Genomic DNA, 228 nt, shown 5'->3' on the forward strand with positions numbered 1-228 from the left:
GGGGCTATAGCTCAGCTGGGAGAGCGCTTGCATGGCATGCAAGAGGTCAACGGTTCGATCCCGTTTAGCTCCACCAATTTACAGTTCAATGCCGGGCCACACTGGCATTGAATCGATCAGCACTCAGCGCTGATCACTGTTAGAAGGGTTTGTGTCCCCTTCGTCTAGTGGCCTAGGACACCGCCCTTTCACGGCGGTAACAGGGGTTCGAGTCCCCTAGGGGACGCC

Annotated in this window: 2 tRNA genes; both read left to right on the top strand. The window is 57.0% G+C overall.

Going from position 1 to position 228, the window contains the following annotated elements:
- Positions 1-76 (top strand) — tRNA-Ala (locus tag GHN86_RS23335).
- Between the two features lie 77 nt (positions 77-153).
- A tRNA-Glu gene (locus GHN86_RS23340) sits at positions 154-226 on the top strand.
- Positions 227-228: the final 2 nt, after the last annotated feature.

The organism is Pseudomonas helleri (assembly GCF_009600315.1).
Lineage (GTDB): Bacteria > Pseudomonadota > Gammaproteobacteria > Pseudomonadales > Pseudomonadaceae > Aquipseudomonas > Aquipseudomonas helleri_A.